General features: G+C 69.3%; 24 protein-coding genes. 10 read left to right on the forward strand and 14 right to left on the reverse strand.

Going from position 1 to position 25,549, the window contains the following annotated elements:
* The first annotated feature begins 32 nt into the window (after positions 1 to 32).
* Positions 33 to 677, forward strand: a complete 645-nt coding sequence (locus tag AAHM41_RS25415; RefSeq protein ID WP_342239394.1) for a hypothetical protein — start codon at positions 33 to 35, stop codon at positions 675 to 677.
* 34 nt (positions 678 to 711) lie between these two features.
* Here AAHM41_RS25415 and AAHM41_RS25420 read toward each other — a convergent pair whose 3' ends face one another.
* The 4 genes from AAHM41_RS25420 to ykgO all read right to left on the reverse strand — a co-directional run bounded on the left by AAHM41_RS25420 (position 712) and on the right by ykgO (position 4,161).
* Positions 712 to 954, reverse strand: a complete 243-nt coding sequence (locus AAHM41_RS25420) for a GlsB/YeaQ/YmgE family stress response membrane protein (RefSeq protein ID WP_342239395.1) — start codon at positions 952 to 954, stop codon at positions 712 to 714.
* A gap of 85 nt (positions 955 to 1,039) precedes the next feature.
* Entirely contained in the window at positions 1,040 to 2,230 is a 1,191-nt protein-coding gene (gene glcE, locus AAHM41_RS25425) for a glycolate oxidase subunit GlcE (RefSeq protein WP_342239396.1), read from the reverse strand.
* 183 nt (positions 2,231 to 2,413) lie between these two features.
* The gene (locus tag AAHM41_RS25430) at positions 2,414 to 3,901 is read right to left on the reverse strand and encodes an FAD-linked oxidase C-terminal domain-containing protein (protein WP_342239397.1); all 1,488 of its coding nucleotides are present in this window, start codon (positions 3,899 to 3,901) and stop codon (positions 2,414 to 2,416) included.
* Positions 3,902 to 4,035: 134 nt separating this feature from the next.
* The gene (gene ykgO / locus AAHM41_RS25435; protein WP_342239398.1) at positions 4,036 to 4,161 is read right to left on the reverse strand and encodes a type B 50S ribosomal protein L36; all 126 of its coding nucleotides are present in this window, start codon (positions 4,159 to 4,161) and stop codon (positions 4,036 to 4,038) included.
* A gap of 249 nt (positions 4,162 to 4,410) precedes the next feature.
* Between ykgO and AAHM41_RS25440 the strand changes: the two genes are divergently transcribed.
* Positions 4,411 to 4,869 carry a c-type cytochrome gene (locus AAHM41_RS25440; RefSeq protein ID WP_342239399.1) on the forward strand — a complete coding sequence of 153 codons (459 nt, stop codon included), beginning with the start codon at positions 4,411 to 4,413 and terminating at the stop codon, positions 4,867 to 4,869.
* 60 nt (positions 4,870 to 4,929) lie between these two features.
* Here the strand turns inward: AAHM41_RS25440 and AAHM41_RS25445 are convergent, their stop codons facing one another.
* Both AAHM41_RS25445 and AAHM41_RS25450 read right to left on the reverse strand, forming a co-directional pair.
* Complete coding sequence (locus AAHM41_RS25445) at positions 4,930 to 5,202, reverse strand: type II toxin-antitoxin system RelE/ParE family toxin (protein ID WP_342239400.1); 273 nt, start codon at positions 5,200 to 5,202, stop codon at positions 4,930 to 4,932.
* Positions 5,202 to 5,780, reverse strand: coding sequence for a hypothetical protein (locus tag AAHM41_RS25450; RefSeq protein WP_342239401.1), 579 nt, complete (start codon positions 5,778 to 5,780; stop codon positions 5,202 to 5,204). Before AAHM41_RS25450 ends, AAHM41_RS25445 begins: the two co-directional genes overlap by 1 nt.
* A gap of 379 nt (positions 5,781 to 6,159) precedes the next feature.
* Between AAHM41_RS25450 and AAHM41_RS25455 the strand changes: the two genes are divergently transcribed.
* Positions 6,160 to 6,423, forward strand: a complete 264-nt coding sequence (locus AAHM41_RS25455) for a type II toxin-antitoxin system RelB/DinJ family antitoxin (protein ID WP_342239402.1) — start codon at positions 6,160 to 6,162, stop codon at positions 6,421 to 6,423.
* 63 nt (positions 6,424 to 6,486) lie between these two features.
* Here the strand turns inward: AAHM41_RS25455 and AAHM41_RS25460 are convergent, their stop codons facing one another.
* From AAHM41_RS25460 to AAHM41_RS25480, 5 genes are all read right to left on the reverse strand, one after another.
* Positions 6,487 to 7,659, reverse strand: a complete 1,173-nt coding sequence (locus tag AAHM41_RS25460; protein WP_342239403.1) for a serine hydrolase domain-containing protein — start codon at positions 7,657 to 7,659, stop codon at positions 6,487 to 6,489.
* Between the two features lie 100 nt (positions 7,660 to 7,759).
* The gene (locus tag AAHM41_RS25465; RefSeq protein WP_342239404.1) at positions 7,760 to 9,841 is read right to left on the reverse strand and encodes a calcium-binding protein; all 2,082 of its coding nucleotides are present in this window, start codon (positions 9,839 to 9,841) and stop codon (positions 7,760 to 7,762) included.
* A 222-nt stretch (positions 9,842 to 10,063) separates the two neighbouring features.
* Positions 10,064 to 10,960, reverse strand: coding sequence for a cytochrome c (locus AAHM41_RS25470; RefSeq protein ID WP_342239405.1), 897 nt, complete (start codon positions 10,958 to 10,960; stop codon positions 10,064 to 10,066).
* A 74-nt stretch (positions 10,961 to 11,034) separates the two neighbouring features.
* Entirely contained in the window at positions 11,035 to 12,180 is a 1,146-nt protein-coding gene (locus AAHM41_RS25475) for an alpha-D-ribose 1-methylphosphonate 5-triphosphate diphosphatase (RefSeq protein ID WP_342239406.1), read from the reverse strand.
* Between the two features lie 109 nt (positions 12,181 to 12,289).
* Entirely contained in the window at positions 12,290 to 13,543 is a 1,254-nt protein-coding gene (locus AAHM41_RS25480; protein ID WP_342239407.1) for a winged helix-turn-helix domain-containing protein, read from the reverse strand.
* A gap of 104 nt (positions 13,544 to 13,647) precedes the next feature.
* On the opposite strand from AAHM41_RS25480, the gene AAHM41_RS25485 reads away from it, so the two are divergent.
* Positions 13,648 to 14,109, forward strand: coding sequence for a GNAT family N-acetyltransferase (locus AAHM41_RS25485; RefSeq protein WP_342239408.1), 462 nt, complete (start codon positions 13,648 to 13,650; stop codon positions 14,107 to 14,109).
* 31 nt (positions 14,110 to 14,140) lie between these two features.
* On the opposite strand, the gene aqpZ is transcribed toward AAHM41_RS25485, so the two are convergent.
* Positions 14,141 to 14,863, reverse strand: a complete 723-nt coding sequence (aqpZ, locus tag AAHM41_RS25490) for an aquaporin Z (RefSeq protein ID WP_342239409.1) — start codon at positions 14,861 to 14,863, stop codon at positions 14,141 to 14,143.
* A gap of 631 nt (positions 14,864 to 15,494) precedes the next feature.
* Between aqpZ and AAHM41_RS25495 the strand changes: the two genes are divergently transcribed.
* The 3 genes from AAHM41_RS25495 to AAHM41_RS25505 all read left to right on the forward strand — a co-directional run bounded on the left by AAHM41_RS25495 (position 15,495) and on the right by AAHM41_RS25505 (position 20,677).
* A complete protein-coding gene (locus AAHM41_RS25495; RefSeq protein ID WP_342239410.1) occupies positions 15,495 to 16,268 on the forward strand; it encodes a hypothetical protein in 774 nt (257 codons plus the stop codon).
* A 66-nt stretch (positions 16,269 to 16,334) separates the two neighbouring features.
* Complete coding sequence (locus tag AAHM41_RS25500) at positions 16,335 to 19,784, forward strand: DUF4781 domain-containing protein (protein ID WP_342239411.1); 3,450 nt, start codon at positions 16,335 to 16,337, stop codon at positions 19,782 to 19,784.
* On the forward strand, positions 19,784 to 20,677 hold the full coding sequence (locus AAHM41_RS25505) for an immunity 49 family protein (protein ID WP_342239412.1): 894 nt from the start codon (positions 19,784 to 19,786) through the stop codon (positions 20,675 to 20,677). The genes AAHM41_RS25500 and AAHM41_RS25505 overlap by 1 nt, the downstream gene beginning before the upstream one ends.
* 122 nt (positions 20,678 to 20,799) lie before the next feature.
* Here the strand turns inward: AAHM41_RS25505 and AAHM41_RS25510 are convergent, their stop codons facing one another.
* Together AAHM41_RS25510 and aceA are read right to left on the reverse strand one after the other, a co-directional pair.
* A complete protein-coding gene (locus AAHM41_RS25510) occupies positions 20,800 to 20,994 on the reverse strand; it encodes a DUF4170 domain-containing protein (RefSeq protein WP_342239413.1) in 195 nt (64 codons plus the stop codon).
* Positions 20,995 to 21,037: 43 nt separating this feature from the next.
* Positions 21,038 to 22,315, reverse strand: coding sequence for an isocitrate lyase (gene aceA / locus AAHM41_RS25515; protein ID WP_342239414.1), 1,278 nt, complete (start codon positions 22,313 to 22,315; stop codon positions 21,038 to 21,040).
* A gap of 163 nt (positions 22,316 to 22,478) precedes the next feature.
* On the opposite strand from aceA, the gene AAHM41_RS25520 reads away from it, so the two are divergent.
* The 3 genes from AAHM41_RS25520 to AAHM41_RS25530 form a co-directional block, all read left to right on the forward strand.
* Positions 22,479 to 23,927: a short-chain fatty acyl-CoA regulator family protein gene (locus AAHM41_RS25520; RefSeq protein WP_342239415.1), complete on the forward strand. Its 1,449-nt coding sequence runs from the start codon at positions 22,479 to 22,481 to the stop codon at positions 23,925 to 23,927.
* 93 nt (positions 23,928 to 24,020) lie between these two features.
* On the forward strand, positions 24,021 to 24,203 hold the full coding sequence (locus AAHM41_RS25525; protein WP_342239416.1) for a YegP family protein: 183 nt from the start codon (positions 24,021 to 24,023) through the stop codon (positions 24,201 to 24,203).
* Between the two features lie 135 nt (positions 24,204 to 24,338).
* Positions 24,339 to 25,549 (forward strand): bifunctional 2',3'-cyclic-nucleotide 2'-phosphodiesterase/3'-nucleotidase (locus tag AAHM41_RS25530; RefSeq protein ID WP_342239417.1); only part of this gene is annotated, 1,211 nt, incomplete at its 3' end.

Here is a 25,549-nt window from a genome sequence, read left to right on the forward strand (position 1 = left end):
AGTACGCTGGCCGTAAAGACCGGGAGGCCGAGATGACGATGGTTCGGTTGCGCTTCGCCCTGCCCCTGCTGGGCCTGTCCGGCGCGGCCTGGGCCGGAGAACCGGTGGCCCAGGACATCGCGCTGGGGCAGACGCCGCGGGAGGCTGCGGCCTTCACCGGCCAGGCGGTGACCTTCGCCGGCCCGGGCGAGGCGCCCTGGACCGGCCTGGTCGCCGCGGCGCGGCCGGGCGACGGCACGCTGCTGCTGCAGTTCACCCCGCCGGCCCAGGGCAACCGGCTGTATTCGGTGGCCGAGACCGTGCGCTTCGAGGCCGGCGGGCCGCGCAGCGCCGCGGATGCGCGGGCCCCGCTGCAGGCCCGCTTCGGCGAGCCGGCGGCGGTGTTCGACCAGGCCGGCAAGCAGGTTGCGGTCTGGCGCTTCGTCGGTGGCAAGCCGGCGGCGGCGAGCGTCGATGTCGCCTCGGACTGCTCGCCCTATACGGCAGCGACGGTGTCAGGGCTGCGGCCGATCGGCTGGCCGGCGCCCTGCGGCGAGCTGGTGTTCGCGACGGTGGAGCTGGCGGCGGACGGGGTCCCGGCGTCGCTGCGGGTCACCCATGCCGACACCGATGCCGCGCAGGCGCTGCAGCCGCGCCGCGGCGAGCCTTACGCGCATCTGGCAAGACCGGTGAAGTAGAGGCCGGCCCACGCTATCGCGGGCCGCCTCTGATCTAGGCCGCGCTGCTGCGGCCGGCGACGATCCGATAGATGATCAGCAGCACGATCGCGCCGATGACGGCGAGGACGAACTGCCCGAATCCGGTCTCGGGGACGATCCCGAGCTGGCGGCCCAGCCAGCCGCCGACGAAGGACCCGGCGATACCCAACAGGATCGTGATGATGAAACCGCCGGGGTCCCGGCCCGGCATGAGGAACTTCGCGACCAGGCCGACCACGAAGCCGATGATCAGCATCCACAGGAATTCCATGGAACCTCCCCGGTACAAGAGATGCGCGTGTTCATAACCCGCGATCGTGCCCGAGGTTTCCGATCCTGTCTCACATGATCATCCGCCCCGGCGACAGGATGCCCTTCGGATCGAAGGCCTCGCGTACCCGGCGGCCCAGCGCCTCCAGCGCCGGCGGCTGCGGTTCGAACACCGGCAGCGCCGCGCGCAACCCGGCCGGGGCCCGCACCAGCGTCGCGTGGCCGCCGCCCGCGGCCGCGACCGCGGCCCGGATTGCAGCCGCCCCGGCGTCGTCCTCCGCCGGAACGGCGATCCAGACCAGCCCGCCGCCCCAGTCGAAGTAATGCGCCCCGCCGGCGGCCGCGGCGATTCGCGGCCCGGCGGTCGGCGCCACCGAGACCCGCCACACCGCGCGCCCATCACTGTCCAAGGCATCCCCGGCGAAGGGGACGACATCGCGGATCCGGCGCCAGAGATCGACCGATTCGCCGGGGTCGAGCACGGCGATCGGCCCGGCATCCCCCAGCAGCTGCGACAGCGCCGCCACCCGGCTGTCGACCGACGGGCCGAAGCCCTCGATCCGGACCAGGCTGCGCGCTGTATCGCCGAGGATGCCGGCCGGCAGATGGGCGGCGCCCGACACCTCATAGGGGCTGGTCAGCGCCCGGGTCAGCACGGCGACGCCGGCCGTGTCGTCCAGCCCGGCAATGGCCAGGGTGCGCACCGTCTCCGGCGCCGGCAGCACCTTGACCGTGATCCGGGTCATGGCGGCCAGCGTGCCGAAGGCCCCGGTCAGCAGCTTCGGCAGATCGTAGCCGGTGACGTTCTTGACCACCCGGCCGCCGGATTTGAAGGCCTGGCCGCGGCCGGACACGGCCTCGATCCCGAGCACATGGTCGCGCGCGGCCCCGGCCTTCAGCCGCCGCGGACCCGACAGGTTGCAGCCGATGGCGCCGCCCAGCGTGCCGGCGCCGGCCGGGCCGCCATAGAGCGGGCCGAGATCGGGCGGCTCGAAGGCCAGGGCCTGGCCGCGGGCCGCCAGCGCCGCCTCGATCTCCACCATCGGGGTGCCGGGGCGGGCGGTCAGCACCAGCTCCTCCGGTTCATAGACCTCGATCCCGGCGAGGCCGGAGAGGTCGAGCGCATGCGCCGCCTGCACCGGCCGGCCGAAGCCGCGCTTGCTGCCACGGCCGACCAGCTCCAGCGGCACCGCGCCGGCCAGCGCCCAGCGGACGATCTCGAGCACCTGGTCGTCGGTCTCGGGCTTCAGGGTCTCGGTCATGGACTGCACCAAGCTCGGCAGCGTTTTCGATGGCAGGTGAAGGCTCGGGACCCGACTTTATTTGTCATTGCCGGGCTTGACCCGGCAATCCAGGGGCCACGGAGAGCCGCTCTGGCCGCCCCTGGATCCTCGGGTCAAGCCCGAGGATGACAAAAAGGAGTGGGTATATCCCGAAGCCCATCATCAGAAGCGCGGCAGGTCGGGGAAGCGCGTGGCGCCGTGGTGGATGTGCACCCGGCCGAGCTCGGCGCAGCGATGCAGGGTCGGGAACACCTTGCCGGGGTTGAGCAGCCCGTCCGGGTCGAAGGCGCATTTCAGCCGCTGCTGCTGGGCCAGGTCCTCCGGGCCGAACTGCACCTCCATCAGGTCGCGCTTCTCGACGCCGACGCCGTGCTCGCCGGTCAGCACCCCGCCGACCTCGACGCACAGCCGCAGGATGTCCGACCCGAACTCCTCCGCCTTCTCCAGCTCGCCCGGGACATTGGCGTCGTACAGGATCAGCGGATGCAGATTGCCGTCGCCGGCATGGAAGACATTGGCGACGCGCAGCCCGTGGCGGCGCGACATCTCCTGCATCCGGGCCAGCACCTCGGGCAGGCGCTTCCGCGGAATGGTGCCGTCCATGCAGTAATAGTCGGGGCTGATCCGGCCGACCGCGGGGAAGGCGGCCTTGCGCCCGGCCCAGAAGCGCAGCCGCTCCTCCTCGCTGCGGCTGACGACGCAGATCGTGGCGCCGCAGTCGCGGCCGATCGATTCGACCCGCTCGATCAGGTGGTCGACCTCGGCCTCCGGCCCGTCCAGCTCGCAGATCAGCAGCGCCTCGACGTCCAGCGGGTACCCGGCCTTGACGAAGGCCTCCGCCGCATGGATGGCGGGCTTGTCCATCATCTCCAGCCCGCCCGGAATGATGCCGGCGCCGATGATGCGGGCGACGCAGTCGCCGCCGGCCTCGGACGACGGGAAGCCCATCAGCACCGCGCGCTGGGTCGCCGGGCGGCGCAGCAACCGCACCGTCACCTCGGTGACCACGGCCAGCAGCCCTTCCGAGCCGGTGAGCACGCCAAGCAGGTCGTAGCCCGGCGAATCGAGGTGCTTGCCGCCGAGGCGCAGCACGGTGCCATCGATCAGCACCACCTCCAGCCCCAGCAAATTGTTGGTGGTCAGCCCGTATTTCAGGCAGTGCACGCCGCCGGAATTCTCGGCGACATTGCCGCCGATCGAGCAGGCGATCTGGCTGGACGGGTCGGGCGCGTAATAGAAGCCGGCATGGGCGACGGCGTTGGTGATGCCGAGATTGGTGACCCCCGGCTGCACCCGGGCGCAGCGGTTGTCGAAGTCGATCTCCAGCACCTTGTTGAACTTGCCGAGGCCCAGCAGCACCCCGTCCTCGAGCGGCAGGGCGCCGCCGGACAGCGAGGTGCCGGACCCGCGCGGCACCACCTTCACCCCCAGCTCGTGGCATTTGCGCAGCACCGCCGAGACCTGCGCGGTGGTCGACGGCAGCACCACGATCATCGGCAGGGTGCGGTAGGCGGTCAGCCCGTCCGATTCATAGGCACGGCGCTCGCTCTCCGCCGTGATCACGCCCTCTCCCGGCACGATGGCGCGCAGCGCCGCGGCGATCTCCTCGCGGCGTGCCATGACGGCGGCATCGGGGGCTGGCATCTTCATCGGCGGGTCCTCCGCCGCGGACGATAGGAAGGCCGGGACGATCCGGCAAGCTCGGCCACAAACATCCAAAGGCCGCAAAATCAAAAGGCCGCGTCCGGGACGCGGCCTTCGATCGGCTCAAGGAGCGGCTGAAATCAGCCCTGGCGCGCCTTGAAGCGCGGGTTCTCCTTGTTGATGACGTAGACACGGCCCTTGCGGCGGATGACGCGGCAAGCGCGGTGACGGGTCTTCAGGGTCTTGAGCGAGTTCGCGACTTTCATAATCCATATCCCATGCGGCAGCGCCGGCGCCGCCGGGAGCACGGGCTCGCGGGCCGGAATTCAAGGCGCGGACCATAGTGGCGGGCCCGCATCCTGTCAACCACGCGCGTGCCAATCTGGTTCGTAACCCTGCGACACGTGGCAGCGAACGGAGGCGCGGAGCCCGAACAGGCTGGAGAACGCAACAATTCCTCCAGCATACTCGCGCCCATCATCGCCGGACCGGCACCCACCCCAGGGGGAGGCACCATGCGTTCGTTGAAGTTTGCCGTCATCACCGCCGCCATCGTCAGCTGCGGCGCCGCCATCGCCTGGGCGGCCACGCCCGAGGAGGTGGTGACCCAGCGCGAGGATTCGATGAAGACCTTCGGCGCCAGCGTCAAGACCCTGACCGGCTTCGTGCGCGACAACCAGGGCACGATCGACGACGTCAAGGCGGCGACCGGCAAGATGGCGGGGGTGAGCGCCAACCTGCTGACCCTGTTCCCGGAAGGCACCGCGGTCGGCGTCGGCAAGAGCGCGGCCAAGCCGGAGATCTGGGCCAACTGGGCCGATTTCCAAACCAAGGTGAAGGATGCACAGGATGCCATCGCGGCGCTCGACGCAGCCGCCCAGGAAGGCAACGCGGCCAAGGTGAAGGCCGCCTTCCCGGCCGTCGGCCAGGCCTGCGGGGCCTGCCACGAGACCTATCGGGTGAAGAAGAGCTGACGAGCCGCTGTGACACGCAGGTTGGGTTCGCCTCAGGCGGACCCAACATCGCCCGCACCGCTAACCAAAGAGTTCGCTATGTGATCCCAGGCGGACAAGGCTCAACTTGCCCTCCCGCTTCTCGTAGATCAGCACGAGGTCGGGCTTGATGTGACAGTCCCGAAAGCCCTTCCACGGGCCGCTCAACCCGTGATCCGACACCTTTTCAGGCAGAGCCGCATCTGCGGCGAGCACAGCGAGGACGGGCTTCAGAACGGCATCCAGATCCGGATCGGTCCGCTTCTCCCGCTTATAGTCCCGCTTAAACCTTCCGGTGGCCTCGATCTTGCGCATCACGCCACCTCCGGATCGCTCGGCGCGATGGGAGAGGGCACAGGCGGAGGCGAGGGCAGCGACGGATGCGGCTCGGTCATATCCTTCGCACCAATATCCAGGGCCCACTCGATCAACGCGTTGTAGCTGGCCTCCACTAGGCCCGGAGTCTTGTGGAGGTGATGCCACTGCAGCACCAAGTGTGGGTTCCAGATGATCGCATTGCTCATCGGTCCCGATTTCCCCGGCTTGATATCGATGAAACGAAGATCCTGAAGCTTCTTCATCCGGGTTGCCCACGTATACTCGCCACGCTGCCCTCCAAAACCGGCAGCATTGGCCATGTCGCCGTGCTTGTTCAGCACAGCGAACGAATTGTCCCAGGTGCTGCACCACAGCGTCAGGTAGGTAGACGAGACAGGCGCCCCCTTCGTCATCTCATCCATGATCTTGAGGATCATGGGCATGGTTTTTGGAATGGTCGCGAAGCCTTTGTTGGCTTTGCGATGCCAGAGGTTCACCTCCTGCCCCGGCCAATGCAGCTCCCGCAGTGCGAGCTGCTTCTTCGCGATCGCACTCGCCTCCCTCGTCGTAGTCATCACAAAAGCTCCATCGTTCTTCACATGTCTTTATGTTGCTAGAAGAATGTATCAAAATCAATGACTTAGGTATTTTCTTGGGAAGACTGTGGTGCGTTGTTGTTGCATTTAGGTATATCTAGATAGCAGGATCTATTTCATCTCGCCTAACACAGAGCATCATATGATTCGGGCGATAGTAAAATTTACCAAATATATCAAATGGTTAATGGATTTTTGGCAGTGCTGGAGTGTGCTTATTGTGCTGAAACGTGCTGCATGTGCTCCACGTGCTCGCGGATGGTACAGGAAGGGTGGGGCGGTCTTGCTCCCGTCAGGCGCGAGCCTTACATTGAAGTTGTAGCCACAATGTAGCTCATATGTTGAAAGAGGTCTGTTAATGCCCGCTGCCGAAGTCGTACGCGCTCGGATCGATGCCGATCTGAAGAAGGAGGCAACCGCCGTCCTTTCTGGAATGGGTCTGTCGGTGTCCGATGCCATCCGCCTTCTGCTCGTCCGCGTGGCGTCTGAGAAGGCGCTGCCCTTTGATATACGTGTGCCTAACGCCGAAACCCAGACCGCCATGCGTGAGGCGCGAAAAGGCAAGGTTCAGCGTTTTGATAGCGTCGATGCGCTAATGGCGGACCTGAACGCTGACGACTGAACTCCCCGGCAGCGCCTGCTCACCGAGCAACTGGGCTCGTTGAGCAGGATGCTTCTCGGGCTCCTAGCTCAAAGCCTGCGCGACGGCGCGGAAGCCGGCCAGCAGCCGGTGGTCGAGCGCGTCGTCGACCGCCGCGGGCTGCGACGACATCTTGGCGATGACCAGCTCCGCCGCGCGGTCGACATAGATCCACTGGCCGTGGATGCCGATGCCGCAGACCACGTCGCGGCCCGGCCCCAGCACATACCATTGGCTGCGATAGCGCCCCTGCGGCGCCAGCTGCGCCAGGTCGCCGCGCGCCCAGGCTCGGGCGTCGCCATTGTCGAGGATATCGTCGACCCAGTCCTTCGGCACCACCTGGATCCCGCCGACCCGGCCGTCCCGCCGCATCAGCTCGCCGATCCGGGCCAGGTCGCGCAGGGTCATGCCGATGCCGCCGGCGGTGCGCGGCGCGCCCAGCCGGTCGAGCGTGACAAAGGCATCCGCCTCCGCCCACATCGGCCGCCACAGCAGCTCGGACATCAGCGCGGCGAAGCGCATGCCGGAGGCGCGCTCGCAGATCCAGCCCAGCATGTCGGAGTTGGGCGAGACGTAGTGAAAGGTCTCGCCATGCCGGCTGCCATCGGCCGGCAGGCGGGCGATGAAGCTGTGCAGGTCGTTGTCCTGCGCCACCTCGCTGGGCGGGTTCCAGCCCATGGCGACGCGGTAGCGGGCGACGTCGCCGGCCGGGTCGACATAGTCCTCGACGAAGCGGATGCCGACCGTCATGTCCAGCACATGGCGGACGGTGGCGCCGGCATAGGCCGACCCCGCCGCCTCCGGCACATAGGCGGTCACCGGCGCCTCGGGGTCGAGCTGGCCGCGGCCGGCCAGGATGCCGGCGATCAGGCCGGTGATCGATTTGCTGATCGAGAAGACGATGTGCTGCGCCTTCGGCCCCAGCCCGTGGGCGTAGTGCTCGGCCACCACCGCGCCGCGATGCAGCACCAGGAAGCCGTCGGTGTCACTGTCCGCCAGCAGCCCCGCGACCGAGACGCCCTGCCCCGGCACCGCGACCCGGTCCAGCTCCAGCGCCGGTCCGGACCTGAAGCACGCGGCGAAGTCGCCGCGCGAGATCTCGGCCACCGGCACGAGCCGGCGGACATTCTGGAAGCCCCAGCGGCTGTAGGGCGCCTGGCGCCAATTGGCGAGCGTCGCCTCCGGCGCCGACTCGTTCGTCTGCAGCTCGATCACCATCGCCGTCCCTGTTTCTTCGCCCCGCGGGGCCGCCGCCTTGGGGCGGCGATCCTACACTAGACGAAGTCGGCGCCGGAGCGCACGGGGGGTGATCGCCCCCCTACAGCACGAAGTCCGCCGCGGTGAGCGTGTGGTCGGAGATGACGTTGATGGCGAAGTCCGCCACCTTGTCGCCGTTGCCGTCGGCATAGACCACCTGGATCGAGCCGGAGGTGACGATGCGGATCTCGCCCGCATGGCCGGTGAAGCCGCCGGTGCCGAGGCTGAAGTCGATGCCGATCGCCGACAGGTCGATCCTGTCGCCGGTCGAGAAGGCGGAGATGGCGTCCTTGCCCAGGCCCGATGCGGCGCTGTCGGACAGGGCGGTGTAGACGAAGCGGTCATTGCCGGCCCCGCCCTTCAGCACATCGCCCCAGCCGCCGCCGGTGAGCACGTCGTCGCCGGCCATGCCCCAGAGCGTGTTGGCGCTGGCGTCGCCGGTCAGCGCGTCGGACTGGGCGGACCCGATCACCTGTTCGATGCCGGTCAGCGAATCGCCCGTGGCGTCGCCACCCGAACAGGCGCCGGTCGCCAGGTCGATCGCCACCGCGGCGGCCGAGCCGGCATAGCTGGCCGTGTCGATGCCGGCCCCGCCGATGATCGCGTCGACCCCGGCCCCGCCTTCGATCGTGTCGTTGCCGGCGCCGCCGTCGATCTCGTCGTTGCCGGCGCCGCCCAGGAGGGTGTCGTTGCCGGCCTCGCCGAAGACGTCGTCGTCGCCGGTGCCGGCATCGACCGAATCAACGCCGGCGCCGCCATGGATGGTGTCGCCGCCGTCGCCGCCGACCAGCCGGTCGGCACCATCGCCGCCGTCGAGGCTGTCGTTGCCGCCTTCGCCGGAGAGGCTGTCGTCGCCGCCGCGCCCCGCCAGGATGTCATCGCCGGACCGGCCGGCGAGGATGTTGCGGCCGTCGTCGCCGCCCAGCGTGTCGCCGAGGCTGGTGCCGTAGACGTTCTCGACCCCGGTCAGCGTGTCGCCGGCGGCATCGCCGCCCGAGGCGGTGTGCGCCAGCAGGTCGATCGACACCGCACCGGTCGAGGCATAGAGGGCGGTGTCGATCCCGGCGCCGCCGACCAGGCTGTCGGCGCCGGCGCCCCCGATCAGCACGTCGTCCCCGGCGCCGCCGTCGAGCTGGTCCGCCCCGGTGCCGCCGTCGAGCCTGTCGTTGCCGAGGCCGCCGAGCAGCGCGTCGGTGCCGCCCAGGCCGTTGACCGTGTCGTTGCCGTCGCCGGCGGTGACCACGTTGCGGTCGTCGCTGCCGACGATCAGCAGGTCGGACAGCACGCCGATCAGCATCAGATGCGCCGGCAGGCCGACCGGACCGCCCGGGAAGCCGAGGTCGATCTCCTCGATCCCGCTCAGCGTGGCACCCTGCAGCACCAGCAGCGTGTCCGCCCCCGGCAGCGGGGTGAAGGCGATGATGTCGTAGCCGTCGCCGCCGTCGATCACCTCGCCGGCGACGTATTCGGCCCCGTCCATGTAGCCGATCAGGTCGTCGCCGGCACCGCCTTCGATTCGGTCGGCATCGCCGCCGCCGTAGAGCGTGTCGGCGCCCGCGCCGCCCTGCAGCAGGTCAGCCCCGTCGCCGCAGCCGCAGCCGCCGGAGCCCGGCTCGAAATCCCCGGCGATGAAGTCGTTGCCGTCGCCGCCGATCAGCGTGTCGGCGCCCTCATACCCGACCAGCAGGTCGTCCCCGGCCAGCCCGGACAGGACGTTGTCGTCCGTGCCGCCGTCGATCTCGTCGTCGCCGGCGCTGCCGGTGACGTTCTCGATCTCCGCCAGCGTGTCGCCCTCGGCATCCCCGCCGCTGCCGGTGCCCAGATAGAGATCCACGATCACCGGCTTGCCGCTGGTGCTGTAGTCGGCGGTGTCGATGCCGTCGCCGCCGGTCAGCTCATCCGGCCCGAGGCCGCCGCGCAGCAGGTCGTCCCCGGTGCCGCCGCCGAGCTGGTCGGCGCCGTCGCCGCCATCGACGACATCGTTGCCGGCACCGGCCAGGACGAAGTCGTCGCCGCCCGCCCCGCTCAGCGTGTCGTCGCCCGACAGGTCGAGCTGCACGCCGTTGGCGCCGGTCGGCACCACAACGGAATCGCCAAGGCCATAGATGTAGTCGGGATCAACGGTGCCGGTGTAGGTGGTCACGGTATCGCTCTCCGATCAAATGCAGGGCGGCGCGCCGAGCGCACAGCGGAACGGTCTCGGCCGTGCTCGCTGCCCGGGCGGCATGTCGCGGTTGAAGGCTCGGGGGCGCCGTCGGATCGAAATGAACGGGCGCCGCTCAATACAAACCAAATGTTCCTAAAATTGCGAAAGCCGCGACACTATAAGTGATTCCCAGGAGCGAAACCATCACTCCGCTTGCCGTCACGGCAGCGGCTTCAGGCTCTTGAGATAGGTGGCGATCGCCGCGCGGTCGGCAGGAACGAGCTTGCTGGTGTCGTTCCGGATCACCTCGACCATGGCGCCGCCGGCGAAGTCGCCGTCGGGGGTGGCGCCCGACTCCAGGTAATAGGCGATGTCCTTGTCGCTCCATTCCCCGATGCCGTGCTCCGGATCCGGGGTGATGTTCGGGATCTTGCCCTGCCCTTCCGGCGCCTGGGGGTTGCCGGCGAAGGGGCTGTACCAGTTCAGCCCGCCCAGCATGTCGCGCGGGGTGTGGCATTCGCCGCAATGGCCGAGCACGCGGACCAGATAGGCGCCGCGATACCAGTCGGCGGACTGCCCGGCCGGCACCAGGAACGGCCCCTCGGCGAAATTCAGCAGCCGCCAGCCCGGCAGCAGCACGCGCCAGGAATAGGGCCAGCCCAGCTCATGCGGCCGGTTCGGCTGCTGCACCGGCGGGACGCTGCGCAGATAGGCCCAGAGATCGGACAGGTCGCGGTCGGTGATGCCGGTGTAGGAGGTGTAGGGGAAGGCCGGGTAGTAGTCCTCGCCCGCCGGCGACACGCCCTCGCGCAGGGCCCGGCGGAAATCCTCCTCGCTCCACTTGCCGAGGCCGGTGTCGGGGTCCGGGGTGATGTTCGGGGTGTAGAAGGTGCCGAAGGCGGTCTTCAGGGCCCGGCCGCCGGCCAGCGGCTTGGCGGCGTCGCCCGGCGCGGTGTGGCAGGCGGCGCAGCCGCCGGCGGCGAAGACATAGGCGCCGCGCACCACCGGGTCAGAGGAGGCAGGATCGGGCGCGGCCGGGTCGGCCGTCTGGGCCGCGGCGGCCGATCCGAGGGCGAGCCACAGGCCCAAGGCCATGAGAACCGGGAACGGACGCATGCTGGCCTCCGGAACGCGAACGGGCGACTCGGCCCTTATAACCCGATCCTTCGCCCTAGCCTGTCACTCCGGTGTCACGCGACTCTTTCGCCCTCGCGCCAGACGGCGCGGATCACCGGCACGCCGTCGACCAGCCGGACCCGCAGCAGGTCGGCCCGCAGCCCGGGCTCGATCCGGCCGCGATCCTCGAGGCCGGCGGCGCGGGCCGGGTTGATCGTCACCGTCGCCAGCGCCTGCGGCAGGCCGATGCCGTGCTCGCCCTCCGCCAGGGTGAAGGCGCCGTGCAGCAGGCTGACCGGGACATAGTCCGAGGACAGGATGTCGACCAGCCCCTCGCGCGCCAGCTCGCCGGCCGAGACGTTGCCGGAATGGGAGCCGCCGCGGACCAGGTTGGGCGCGCCCATCAGGATCTGCAGCCCATGCTCGCGCGCGGCGCGGGCGGCGGTCAGGGTGGTCGGGAACTCCGACACCACCATGCCCAGCGCCGCCGCCTCCTCGACATGGGCGACGGTCTCGTCGTCATGGCTGGCGATCGGCAGGCCGCGGCCGCGGCCGATCGCGGCCAGGGCGTCGCGGTTGGTGACGCCATGGGTGCGCGAGGCGGCGATCCGCTCCGCCGTCTGGGCGTCGATCTGCTCGTCGGTCATGCCGAGCATGCCCTTGTAGATCTCGCGGTACTTGGCGAGGTCGGAGAACTGGCGGTGGCCGGGGGCGTGGTCCATCACCGACATGAACTGCACCAGCGGGTCGTCGCGGAACGGCTCGAACAGCTCGAGCACATGCGCCTCGGTGACCTCGCAGCGCAGATGCAGGAAATGCTCGGCCCGCAGCATGCCGCCGGACTGGGCCTGGCGGATGCCGTCGACCATCGGCCGCAGCGTCTCCAGCCGGTCCTCGCCGTTGCGGCCGCCGACCAGGGCCAGGGCGTCGAACACCGTGGTGATGCCGGCCGCAGCGACCTGGGCGTCATGCGCCATCACAGCGGTCACCGCCGGCCAGCGCACGCCGGGCCGCGGCGTGTAGTGGCGCTCGAGATGGTCGGTGTGCAGCTCGACCAGGCCGGGCAGCAGGTAGTCGCCCTCGAAGTCGACCGCGCCGGGCGGGCAGGCCGCATCCCTGTCCAGATCGGTGATCCGCCCGTCGGCGACGGCGGCGCTGCCGGTCAGCACGGCCTCCGCGGTCACGATCCGCGCATGGGCGACGATCAGATCCCCCGCCATACCCAGTCCTTCTCTTCCGCTTCCGCACGATCGGTCCGGCGGGCGTGCCCGCGCGGCCATATATGGGCGCGCGGGCCGGCATCGCAACGCCGTCCCTCGCGCGGCGCCCTTATGCCCCGAGCTTTGCGACCCTTTGATGACTCGCCGGTGACAGCGGCGATTTGACATCCGGCCAGGTCACGCGCTCGACTCCGGCGAAGCGGCGGATGCGGTCGAGCTGGGTCTCCAGCCGGCGCAGCCGCACCTTGCTGGACCGCACCTTCGGCTCCCACCACAGCCCGGCGACGGCGAGGTCGCCGCTGTCGCGCCGGGCCCGCATGTCGATCCGGCCGACCAGGCGGTCGCCCTCCAGGATCGGGAAGACGTAATAGCCCCAGCGGCGCTTCGCCTCGGGCACGAAGGCCTCGAAGCGGTAGTCGAAGCCGAACAGCCGCTCCAGCCGCTGGCGGTTGCGGATCACCGGGTCGAAGGGCGACAGCACCCGCAGCACGTCCGGTGCCGGCGCGGCCGCGGCCAGCCGGTCCTCGATGTCGGCGAAGGCGAAGGCCGCGGTGGTCTTGCCGTCCGCGCCCTGGACATGGGCGACACACAATTCGCCGCGCCGGGTCGACCGGTCGCACCACTGCTCGGCCTCGCGGAGGGTGATCAGGTCCCAGAAGCCGGCGATCTCGGCGGGCCGGGCGGCGCCCAGCCGCTCCAGCGCCGAGCGGCAGGCCCAGTCGACCACCGCCTCCGGGTCGGGCGCCGCGCCGCGATGCGGCTCCGGGATCACCCGCTCGGTCAGGTCGTAGACCTTCTGGAAGTTCTCGCGCCGCGCCACCGCCAGCACGCCGGTGCGCCACAGGAACTCCAGCGCCATCTTCGACGGCGTCCAGTCCCACCAGCCGCCGGAGGGGCGCTGCCGCTCCTCCTCGAAGCTGCGGGTCAAGAGCGGCCCTTCCGTCGCCACCCGCTCGCGCACCTGCTCCAGCACCTTCGGGAAGTCCGGCCCGGCCTCGGCCCACCAGCGGCTGGTGGCGGCGCGCTGCCGCACATCGGCGAAGCGCCGCGACCAGTAGGGGAAGAAGCGGGTCGGGATCAGCGAGGCGTCGTGGGTCCAGCCCTCGAACAGGCCGCGGGTCTTCTCCACCAGCCGCGGCAGCTGGGTCTGGGCATAGCCATGGCGGCGGGCGAACAGGATCATGTGATGCGCCCGCTCGACCGTGTTGATGCTGTCGACCTGGACGAAGCCGATGCGGTCCACCACCGCCTGGCAGCCTTCCGCCGTCAGCCGGCCGAGCGGCGGATCGGACAGGCCGTGCAGATCGAGGAACAGGCGCCGGGCGTCGGCATTGGCGATGATGAGGGGAGCAGAGTCGACCATGAACGATACGAGAACATAGCCACCCGCGGCAGGGCAAGAGGAAAGCCCTTCGCCCACCGCCATCCCCGGCTATAGTCGGGTCGCAACGATCGAGGCTTGCCATCGTGACCGCCACTCTCATCGCCCCGGAACCGCCGCGCCAGGACGCTGTGCTCGACCTGATCCGCCAGTCGGACGCCCTGATGGCGAGCCTGTATCCGGCCGAGAGCAACCACATGCTCGACATCGCCTCGCTGGAGCAGCCGGAGGTGCGGTTCTTCGTGGCCCGGCGCGAGGGCCGGGTGGTCGGCTGCGGCGCCCTGGTGGTGGGCACCGGCGGCGAGGCCGAGCTGAAGCGGATGTTCGTCGACCCGGCGACACGGGGGCTGAAGGTGGGCCGCGACCTGCTGGCCCGGATCGAGGACGAGGCCCGCGGCCTCGGCGTCCGGCTGATCCAGCTGGAGACCGGCATCCACCAGCCGGAGGCGATCGGCCTGTACCGCCGCTTCGGCTACCGCGACTGCGGCCCGTTCGGTGGCTACGGGCCCGACCCGCTGAGCCTGTTCATGGAAAAAGAGCTGGACTGACGTCCCGGCGGGGCGCCAGTCCAGCTTCGGCTCACTCCGCCGGGGCTCCCGGAGGAGTCACGGCCGTGTTGACCGAGGAGTCGGGTTCGGTCAGGAAACGGCCGATCAGGCCACCGATGAAGCCGCCGATGATCGGCGCGACCCAGAACAGCCAGAGCTGCTGCAGCGCCAGGCCCTGGGCGATCACCGCCACGCCGGTGCTGCGCGCCGGGTTCACCGAGGTGTTGGTGACCGGGATCGAGATCAGATGGATCAGCGTGAGCGCCAGGCCGATCGCGATCGGCGCGAAGGGCGCGGTCGTCGGGCTGCTGACGACGCCGACGATGACGATGAGGAAAACCGCCGTCAGCACGATCTCGGTGACCAGCGCCGCCGTCAGGCCGTAGCCGTCCGGCGATCCGGCGCCGTAGCCGTTCAGGGCGAAGCCCTTGGTGATGTCGAAGCCGGGAGCGCCGGAGGCGATGACGTAGATCACCCCGGCCGCGATGATCGCGCCGACCACCTGGGCCACGACATAGGGCACGACGTCGGCCGAACTGGTCTTGCCCGCAGTCCACAGCCCCACCGTGACCGCAGGGTTGAAGTGACCGCCGGAAATCCGGCCGAGGGCATAGGCGCCGGTCAGTACGGTGAGGCCGAAGGCTGCGGCGACACCGCCAAACCCGACATGCGATCCGGCCAGGACCGCAGTGCCGCAACCGCCGAGGACGAGCCAAAACGTCCCCAACGCCTCGGCAAGGGCTCGCTTGAGCATAGAGGTTCCCTCCATTCGATCTCCTACCGCCGCTGGTGGCGAGGAGAATCAAAGCGCCAATATATAGCGTTATGTAATCGTGCGCAACAAAATGACTTTTAGCCGATATTGAGCTTTTTCTCTCAAGATTGATTGCAATAGCCGGCAAGCGGATACGGGCTCGGCGGACGAGATGGTCACGGTGGCCGATTGTTCGGCCGGCGATCGGCAGCGCCCTCGGCCTCCCCACGACTTGGATGGCAAGACACAACGACGGGACCGATGACACATCCGTGGCGCCGTGATCTATCGAACCTGCCGGAGAATTGGCCGAATGCAATTCTCGTCCGGGATCGGCCGAAGCCATTACGCCTGCCGACTGGGACAGGATACGGCTCGTCCGGAATCGAAATCGCGTGAAGCCCGAATCTCAACACACCCCCGCATGTGGAATGAAAACAGCGTCTTGCCGCCACTGAATGGCCATAAACGTTGCGGAACATTTGCCCTCTCCCAGGGTTGCTGTAGTGATTTCTGGGGGAGATCCGGAATTCAATCCTGGCTTGGACCGGGAATCGCGTGCGGCCCTCGTCGGCCGACGCCGAGCGGGCCAGAGCCTGCCTATTGTGGCGCCCAGTGTGTGGAGGTGTCGATGTCGCTCACGGTCACCTATAAGGACAACAAGTTCTCGTTGGTGGGAAAGGATGGGCGGACCTATGAGGTGTCCGCGGCCCAGCAGCAGCAGTGGCAGCAGACGCTGAACGGCATGGCGACGCAGCATAACCTCAAGGATGCCCAGGAGCTGCTCAGCCAAGGCACCGTGGTGGTGCCCGAAGCCGGCGATTCGCAGTGGCGCATGGCCACCGAGGCCGGCATCGCGCCCCAGGACATCAATGCCAGCGTGGTGGCGCTGAACGAGCACATCGGCAACCCGGATCTGATCCATACCTACCATGACGGGGACCTGAAGCCCGATTTCATCATGCTTCCGGTGCCGCCGGAGACGGAAACCACGCCGGGTTCTGATGCGCCGGCCCAGCCCGACACCTCGTCGCCCGAGGCGTTCGCGGCCAGCCTGAAGACCGCGCCGGATGTCAAGACCCGCAATCAGTGGATCGACGACTACGTCAACGGCGCCGAAGATCCGCTCAATGCGGTAATAAATCTTCTGCCGCTGACCTTCGACGAGAAGAACAACGGCCCCTATCGGCAGCAGATCATCAGTGCCTATGTCCACAGGGTCGCTGGGGACAACAAGGACCAGCAGAAGAACGCCCTTGCGCCACTGGCCGAGAGAAACTGGACGAACGGCGACAAGAACGTCGATACGGCAGTCGACTACGACATCTGGGCGGTGGGGAGTGAACTCGGCATCCCGCGCGACCAGCTTCCCATCAACAAGGACGTTCCGATGGAGATCAAATAGGGCTGAGCCGGCCGCTGCCTGCGGGTTTGCCCCGATCCGGCCACCGTTCGCGGACAGGATCGTTCCATGTCACCCCGTATCGATTCACTCGGCACTGCCCCGTCCCGGTTCGGCACAAGATCCGCGCCGGGCGGGGTCGACTTCGCCAGCGCGGTGCAGCGGGCCAGGGCCGCTCCGCCGGCCGAGCCACCGCCGCAGAAGGCCGCACCGCCCGCCCCGGCAGACAGCGCCCCGGTTGTGCCGATCGTCAGCGCAGATCGCCGGGGCCGGATCGACGACTGGGTCGAGCACCATTCCGACGCCAATGGCGGCTTCCTCGGCTTCGGCCAGACCGAATCCCATGAGCATGTCCGCAACGCGCTGAACGGGCAGTCGACCGAGCTCCGCGGCCTCAACACCGATGAGCAGCGCTATCTGCTGGACCGCATGCTGGACCGCTGGTCCGACGGCAAGGGCGGCGGGCTGGGACAGGCGTCCAGCCTGGCCGATTCCCTGGGTGACACGCCGCAGCTGATCAGCGTGGTCGGCGAGCGCTTCGCCTTGCGCGCCGCCGCCCTGATGCGGCAGCCGGCCGGCAACGGGTCCGGCGACGATCCGCACAGCAAGGCCCTGGCCCTGGTGCTGGGGACGGTGCAAGCCACCTCCGGCGACCTGAACGAGACGCCCTCGACCCTCTCGGCGCTGCGCAGGATCGTCGTCTCCCTGGGCCCGGAAAACGCCGCGGATTTCATGAAGGCGCTCGCCTCCCGCGGCGGCGCCGACGGCATCCAGGCGATGGTCCGGCAACGGATCCTCACAGCGATGAACGACGGGCCGCCGAGCCCGGCGGCCAGCGCCGCGGTGCAGACCGTCTTCGCCCAGACCACGCCGTTCGACATGGAAAAGCGCGACGGCATGCGGCAGGAGATGGCGCAGGCCCTGGCGCGCGAATGGTTCCCGGACGATCCGGTCCAGCGGGATGCGGAGGCCAGGCGGCTCGACGGCATCCTCGGCACCCATCAGGGCCGAGTCCTGCTGTTCGGCAACGGAAATGACGGCAAGATCGGGCTCGACGGCCGGGTCGGCGCACTGGCGACGATCCACGGCGACCGCAGCATCACCGCCGACACGCTGAAGCGGACGGAGGATCCCTGGACCAATCCGGCGATCGTCGGGCCGCAGGCGCAGGACAATGCGCAGCAGTTCCTGATCGGCCGCGGCGACGACCCGCAGACCCTGCAGGGCACCGACCTGGACAACACGGTCGGCTACGCCATGGGCTTTCCGCCCACGCTGCCGAAGGACATGTCGCCGGAGGAAGCCCAGGCCAGGATGGCGCAGGGCCAGTTCTCCTACTTCGCCGAAGGTCCCGGCAAGGATCCCGTCAGCAAGGTGGTCGCCCAGATCCGCGCCGTCGGCGGCGACAATCCCCAGGTCACGGCGCTGCCGATCCAGTATTCCAGCAACGCCTCGGGCCCGGTGCAGCTGACGCTGTTCCGGGTGCAGACCGCGTCCGGCGACAAATTCGTCGACAATGCCGGGCGCAGCTACGGCAGCTTCGACGACTGGAAGGCCAACAACCAGCTGCCGCCCGGCGACGTCACCTACCCGACCAACGGTCATCTGACCCTGAAGGCGGACGGCACGGTCGACCTGTCGCACGGCAACACGCCGAAGACGGTCGACACGACGTGGGAGGAGGTGAAGGGCGTCTTCGACGGCGTCGCCCTGGTCGGCGGCATCATCGCCGGCGGCGCCCTGATCATCGGCAGCGGCGGCACCGCGACGCCGATCCTGGTCGGGATCGGTGCGGCGGCCGGGGGCTGGGGCGTGTACCAGACCGGCAGCGAGCTGATCGACCGGTCGCAGCACGGCCAGTCGATCAACCCTTTCACCGACGGCGACGCGCGGATGCTGTGGCTGGGCCTGGCCGCCAACGGCACCGGCATCGCCGCCTTCGCCAGCGCCGGCGCGCTGACCCGCCTGGCCGGCGCCGGGGCACGGCTGAGCCCGGCGGCGGCCCGGGTGATCGGCGGCAGCCAGGCGGTGGCCAACACCGCCAATGCCGGCGCCTTCGTCAATATGGGGATCCATCTGACGGCGAATTGGGGGTCGATGACGCCGGAGCAGCGGGCGCAGGGCCTGCTGGCCATGGGCTTCTGGGGCGCCACCATCGGCGTCGGCGCCCGCCAGGCCCGGTCGCCCGGCGAGATGTTCAACCCGGCGGCGCTGACCCGGCGGCTGACCGCCGCCTATGAGCCGCCGGTGGTGCGGACCAGCGAGCTCGAGGGCAGTCGCGTCGCCATCGTGCGCGACCCGAAGACCGGCGATCTCACCATCAAGGCCGGGCAGCAGGCGACCGACGCCGACATCGCCCTGCATCGCGACGTCGCCCGGATGATGGCCCAGAGCCAGGGGCTGCAGGGCCTGATCCGCAGCCGGCTGGGCGAGCCCAAGCCGGGCACGCTGGCCTATTCGGTCAAGTACGAGGGCATCAAGCTCGATCGCAAGCTCGCCGACCTGCAGCGCCGGCTGGACGACCCGTCGCTGACGGCGCAGCAGAGGGACGCGCTGCGCGGCGACATCCAGACCACCCGGGTCTATCTCGACCAGCACAACGAGTCGCTGGGACGGATGATCACCGATCCCGGCCAGGCCGATGTCGAGGCGCCCAGCACCGGCCAGGCGCGGGCCGAGGAGATCCAGCCGGGTCTGGGCGACGCGATCGACAACAGCCCCTATGCCGGCAAGGGCTACTATTTCCGCACGACGGGGCCTGAGACCGTGCCCGAGATCGTGCGGACGGACCCCTACGACAGCAGCCATCCGCGGCTGGGCCTGGTGAAGGGCGATGACGGCGTCTACCGGATACAGGAGGTCACGGCCGGCAACCTGCCGACTTACGCCCCGGTCATCACCGGCAACGCCGCGCCGAAGATCACGCTGTCGACCGGGCTGAACCTCGAGCAGCAGCAGACTCTCAAATCCGCCCTTTCGGCCCGCGACAAGGCGGTGCTGGAGCGCGATGCCGCCACCGACCAGGCGGTCAAGAACGCCAAGGGCCAGGAGGTGGTGAACCAGAGCACCGAGATCGGCGAGCTGGGCGGCGTGAGCTATGTGACCCAGAACTACCGCGGCGCCACGCTGGAATATGGCGGCCCCGGATCCGGCTCGCGCCCCGGCGACTTCGATCAGGTCTATCGGCAGGCGCTGCCGGACGGCATGATCCGCTTCATCGTGGTCGAGGCCAAGGGCGGCGGCTCGCCGCTCGGCACCCGGCTGGTGAACGGGCAGGTGGAGACGCAGGGCACGGCCGAGTACTTCGCCGCCATCGCCAACAACATGCGCCACAACATGACCGGCCCGCCGGCGGCCACCGGCAAGGATCTGTCGAATGCCTACCGCTACGGCAAGACCGCGGATGGCAAGCCGGCGGAGATCGTCTATCTGACCGTCAGGACGCCGATCAGCCAGGCGCCCGGCGGCGGCGCCGCGGCACCGGTGGCGACGGCGAAGCAATTCGATCTGGGGGCCTGATGATGACCGACGGCAAGGACGGGAACAGCGCCGGCTTCGTGGCCCGGCACCGGCCCGGCCGCGACCGCGACGCGCTGGCGGCGCAGGCGGAGGACCGGGCCGACGAGATCCCGATGCTGCGCGGCAGCCTGGCCGATCGCCCCGGCAACCTGGTGCCGCTGACCGAGGAGGCCCTGGCCCTGGCCGGGCTGCGCCAGCTGCTGGGGCCGGAGGACGAGGTGCCGGCGCTGCTGCGGCTCGGTGCGCGGGCGGCGATGGCCGCGGGCGCGACGGTCGCACCGGGCGTCTCGCTGCGGGTCGATCTCGGCCCGCCGGGCCCACCGGCGCCAGTCGAGCTGCCGCGCGGGCGGGAGAGGCCGACCGGGCTGACCCCGCGTCGGCTGGTCGAGGCCTGCCACGCCGCCCTGGCCACCCGCGACCGGATCGCGCTGGACCTGTTCGCGCAGGTGCCGGTCGACCGCATCGCGCGGCAACCCCCGGCGGCGGAGGAGCGGATCTACGGCCTGGCGCATGCCCGGGGGCTGCAGGCCCTGCTGCGCGGCGACGCCGCCGGCAACCAGCTGCTGCTGCAGGCGATCCAGGGCTGCAACGACCCCGGGCTGGCGCCTGCGGCCCGCGACTACGCCCAGTTCATCGTGTCGCCGGAAATAGAGCTGGCCCTGCTGCACCGCGACCCGGATGGCTTCGACCAGGCCTTGCGCAACGCCCTGGTGCTGCACCGCCGCTACTGGGCGGAGATCCAGCCCAATCCCGGCGAGGCGCAGGACAGCGACCCGGCCGGCTTCATCGCCCTCGGCCCGCTGGCCTGGGCGGCGCTGCGCCACGACCAGGGCCTGCCGGTCGGGATCCGGTCGGACTACCTGCCGCGCGGCGTGGTCGAAGGCACCGCATAGGAAGCGGCCCGGCCGAACGGATCGGCCGGGCCCTGAGCGGGGTCTTCCGAGGGGTCGGCTTCGTGGAGAATGGGCCGGACGGTGCGCCCGCGCCGCCCGGCCCGGTCGCGGATCAGGGACCCTTAGCGGGCGCCCTCATGCGCGATGGTGTAGCGCTGATGCGCGTTGCTGGTGGTGGCCGAGGCCAGCTGCCGCCAAGCGTGCAGCGCCTCGTCATAGTTCTCGAACGGCCCCTGCAGACTCTCGGTGCCGCCGATCAGACGGTCGAAGCGGGTGTCGGCATATTCGCCGCCGATGATCCAGAAGCGGTGCGTCATGGTCGTATCCTCCGTCGGAGCGCTATTGGGCGGGCGCAGATGATCAATGGAACTGGGCGGCTTCGGTCGATTCGCGGAGCGCGGTGGTCGAGGCCTTGCCGCCGGAGATGGCGAGGCTGACGGCGTCGAAATAGCCGGTGCCGACCTCGCGCTGGTGCTTGGTCGCGGTGTAGCCCTGGGCCTCGGCCGCGAACTCCGCCTGCTGCAGCTCGGAATAGGCGGCCATCTGCCGCTCCTTGTAGCCGCGCGCCAGCTCGAAGGTGGCGAAGTTCAGGCTGTGGAAGCCGGCGAGGGTGATGAACTGGAACTTGTAGCCCATGGCCCCCAGCTCGCGCTGGAACTTGGCGATAGTGGCATCGTCCAGATTGGCCTTCCAGTTGAAGCTCGGCGAGCAGTTGTAGGACAGGAGCTTGCCCGGGAACTGCCGATGGATGCCCTCGGCGAAGCGCCGGGCCTGGCCCAGATCGGGCTTCGAGGTCTCCATCCACAGCAGGTCGGCATAGGGCGCGAAGGCCAGGCCGCGGGCGATGCAGTACTCCATCCGGTTTTCCGGCTTGATCGGATGGAAGCCCTCTTCGGTGCGCTGCGTCCGGTCGATGAAGGGATGGTCGCGCTCGTCGATGTCGCTGGTGATCAGCTTGGCGCTCTCCGCATCGGTGCGGGCCAGCAGCACGGTCGGCACGTCCATCACGTCGGCGGCGAGGCGGGCGGCGTTGAGGGTGCGGATGAAGCTGCGGATCGGCACCAGCACCTTGCCGCCGAGATGGCCGCACTTCTTCTCCGATGCCAGCTGGTCCTCGAAATGCACGCCGGCGGCGCCGGCTTCGATCATCGCCTTCATCAGCTCGAAGGCGTTCAGCGGCCCGCCGAAGCCGGCCTCGGCATCGGCCACGATCGGCGCGAACCAGTGGCGCTTGGCGCCGCCCTCGGCATGCTCGATCTGGTCGGCGCGCTGCAGCGTGCGGTTGATCTTCTTCACCGCCTCCGGCACCGAATCCGCCGGATACAGGCTCTGGTCCGGATACATCTGCCCGGCGGTGTTGGCGTCGGCCGCGACCTGCCAGCCGGACAGGTAGATCGCCTCCAGCCCCGCACGCACCTGCTGCATCGCCTGGGTGCCGTTGGTGGCGCCGAGCGAGTTGACGAAGTCGCGCTTGTGCATCAGCTCCCACAGCCGCTCGGCGCCGAGCCGGGCCAGCGTGTGCTCGATCCGGACCGATCCGCGCAGCCGGTCGACATCGGCCGGGGAATAGTCCCGGACGATGCCGTCGAACCGGCCGGCGATGCTTCGGATCGGGGTCGGAGAGTCGAGGGGAGCCATCCTGTAAATCCTTTTCATTCCGTTCCGGGCGGCGCGCCATGCTGCGCTGCGGTGATGGGAATGATGTTGGGTGCCGCTTCAGGCAGCGTCAACGCGGCGTTGAGCGTGAAAGGGAAAGGTTGTAAAGTTTGTTGATGACCATTTTGTAAATCGGAGAAGTTCGATGGCCGCGCGCAAGGCGATGCTGGGGCACAAGATCCGGCGGCTGCGGCGCGACCGCGAGGTCACCCAGGCGCAGCTGGCGGAGCGGCTGGGCATCTCCGCCTCCTATCTCAACCTGATCGAGAGCAACCAGCGGCCGGTGACGGTCGAGATCCTCTTGAAGCTGGGCCAGATCTTCGACCTCGACCTCGCCAGCTTCGCCGAGGATGAGGGCGAGCGGCTGGTCGGGGGCCTGAGCGAGGTCTTCGGCGACCCGCTGTTCGCCACGCCGCGGCCGGGCACGGCCGGGCTGAAGCGGCAGGACATCATCGACCTGGCGGCCCAGGCGCCGGCCGCGGCCGAGGCGGTGCTGGCCCTGTACCAGGCCTATCGCGAGGGGCGTGAGACGCTGCGCCTGCTGGCCGAGCAGCGATCGGCACCGGACGGCGCCCTCGCCGAATCCGCCTCGCCGCTGGACGAGGTGCGCGATTGGGTGCAGGCGCATGGCCACCACTTCCCGGAGCTGGAGACGGCGGCGGAGGAGATCTGGCAGGCCGGCGCGATCGAGCCCGGCGCGCTGTTCCCGGGGCTGATCCGCTACCTGGACGAGGAGCTGACGCTGCGGGTCAAGGTGATGCCGGTCGAGGTGATGGGGCCGGTGCGCCGCCGCTATGACCGGCACGGCCGCCGCATCCTCTTGTCCGAGATGCTGCCACTGCCCAGCCGCAGCTTCCACCTGGCGGTGCAGATCGCGCTGATCAAATACCGGGCGCTGCTGGACGAGATGGTGGCGCCGGTCGGCTTCTCCGGCCCCGCGGCGTCGCGGCTTGGCCGCATCGTCCTGGCCAACTACCTGGCCGGGGCGGTGATGATGCCGTATGACCGGTTCTGGCGGGCGGCGACGGCGCTGCGCTACGACATCGAGGTGCTGCAGAGCCGCTTCGAGGCGTCGTTCGAGCAGGTCTCGGTCCGCCTGACCACGCTGCAGCGCCAGGGCGCCAAGGGCGTGCCTTTCTTCCTGATCCGCAGCGACAAGGCCGGCAACGTCTCCAAGCGCCTGGGCGCCACCAACTCCGCCTTCGCCCGGATGGGCGGCGCGTGCCCCCTATGGATCCTGCCCGACGCCTTCCGCTCGCCCGGGCGGGTCCAGACCCAGGTGGCGGAGCTGCCGGACGGCAGCCGCTGGTTCACCATCGCCCGCACCGTGTCCAAGCCCGGCGCCGGCTTCCGCGCCCAGGGGCAGAGCTTCGCCCTGGCGCTGGGCTGCGAGATCGCCCATGCGGCGCAGCTGGTCTATGCCGACGGCATCGACCTCGCCTCCGACGAGGCGGCGGCGCCGATCGGGCTGCATTGCCGGCTGTGCGAGCGGCCGGATTGCGACCAGCGCGCCTTCCCGCCGCTGAACCATGTGCTGTCGGTGGACGAGAATTTGCGCGGTGCCACGCCCTATCAGTTCACCCCGGCCGCCTGAAACCTTGCAGACCGCCAAGAAAGCGGCTTGCGAATATTGGGATATCGCGATCAAACTGCCGGGCGAACGTCTCAATCCCGGAGGGGAAACCCCATGGCGCACAAGTTCGAGATCTACAAGGACAAGTCCGGAGAGTTCCGGGTGCGGTTCAAGTACAATTCCGAGACGATCTTCTCGACCGAGGGCTACTCCAGCAAGGCCTCGGCCAAGAACGCCATCGAATCGATCAAGAAGAACGGCCCGGACGCGCCGACCGACGACACCACCACCAGCTGACCACGGCGGCCGGGCGAGGCGACCCTGGACCTGGCCGGCCCCCCTCGCCCGTCCGCTCGTTCGGCCGTTTCACCGCCCTAGGAACCGTAACCTCCTTCGCTCTAGACTGCCGCGTCCCAGCCGCTGGAGCGCCGCATGACCGACCGCCTGACCCGCCGCACCACCCTGAAGGCGGGCGTCGCCGCCGCCGCGATCGGCCTGGCCCCCGCCGTGCTGCGGGCCGCGGCGCCGAAGCTGAAGCTGCGGATCCTGGAAACGACGGACCTGCATGTCGCCGTCTTCCCCTACGACTACTACCGCGACAAGAGCGACGACACGATGGGCCTGGCCCGCACCGCCGCGGTGCTGGCCGCTGCCCGGGCCGAGGCCGCGAACGTCCTGCTGTTCGACAACGGCGACGTGATCCAGGGCAACCCGATGGGCGACTACATCGCCTATCAGCGCGGCCTGGACGGCGGCGCGGTGCACCCGATCGTCAAGGCCATGAACCTCCTGGCCTATGACTGCGGCACCATGGGCAACCACGAGTTCAACTACGGGCTCGACTATCTCGGCAAGACGATGATGCAGGGGGCGAACTTCCCCCTGGTCTGCGCCAACCTGCTGAAGACCGACGGCAGCCCCTATCTGCCGCCCTATAAGCTGCTGGAGCGCACGCTGAAGGACGACGCGGGCGCCGCCGTGCCGGTGAAGATCGGCGTCATCGGCTTCGTGCCGCCTCAGATCATGCAGTGGGACCAGGGCCATCTCGACGGCCATGTCACCACCACCGATATCGTCGACGCGGCGAGGAAGTATGTGCCGGAGCTGCGGAAGGCGGGCGCCGAGCTGGTGGTGGCGCTGTGCCATTCCGGCATCGCCGGCGGCCCGCGCCAGGGCGGCGAGGAGAACGCGGCCCTGTTCCTGGCCGAGGTGCCGGGCATCGACGTGATCCTGACGGGCCACCAGCACCTGGTGTTCCCGGGGCCGGACTTCGCCGGCATCGACGGCGTCGACGCCGAGCGCGGGGCGCTGCACGGCATCCCGGCGGTGATGGCCGGGTTCTGGGGCAGCCATCTCGGCATCATCGACCTGGAGTTGGAGCGCGACGGCACGGCCTGGACGGTCGCCGCCTTCAAGTCGGAGGCGCGGCCGATCTACCAGCGCAAGGACCGCAAGGTGACGCCGCTGGTCGAGTCGAAGCCGGAGATCCTCGCGGCGGCACAGCCGGAGCATGACGCCACCCTGGCCTATGTGCGCCAGCCGGTGGGCGAGATCTCGGCCCCGATCACCAGCTACTTCGCCCTGGTGGCGGACGACCCGTCGGTGCAGATCGTCAGCCAGGCCCAGCTCTGGTATGTCGCGCC

It is taken from the genome of Inquilinus sp. OTU3971, assembly GCF_038440215.1.